General features: G+C 66.1%; 1 pseudogene. It reads right to left on the reverse strand.

The annotated features are described in order from the left end of the window. A pseudogene (locus I8746_RS26890) lies at positions 1 to 505 on the reverse strand (hypothetical protein); the annotation flags it as partial.

The raw sequence follows: 505 nt of genomic DNA on the forward strand, positions 1-505 counted from the left end.
TTGCAAGGCCAGGTTGCGCAGGGCGGCAATCCGTCGTTCCAGTGCGTCGCGTTCGGCGAGGAAGCGCCGGTATTTGTCGACATCGAGGCGCTGTGCCAGGCGCGCGCCATTGGGGGAGTAATCTTCATGGGTGAGGGCCTGGAAATGGGACTCGGCCGGCCACAGGGCAGGCCCCCGGCGTGACGTGCCCAGCCTGAACGCGGCCAGTTCCGGTGAAGGGGCATCCGCCGGGTACAGGCTTTCCAGCGTCTTGTTCAGCAACATGGCGACCAGGTTGCGATGGTGAAAGTCCCGGCTCTGCGGGCTGAGCTGTTCGGCATCCAGCCGGTAGCATGCCGGCACGCGCTCCTGCTCGGGAGGTTGGGCGGGTTTTGTGTGCTCCAGTTGCTCGGCCGGCATCAGGTCACGCAGTTGATGCTGGTAGGCCGAGACCGACAGGCTCAGGTCCAGGGCCATGCCTTCGGCGTCGGCGAGCGCCACCACCACTGGCACTTTCGGCTGGGTC

It is taken from the genome of Pseudomonas sp. USTB-Z, from assembly GCF_019691255.1.
In the GTDB taxonomy this organism is placed as follows: Bacteria; Pseudomonadota; Gammaproteobacteria; order Pseudomonadales; family Pseudomonadaceae; genus Aquipseudomonas; species Aquipseudomonas alloputida.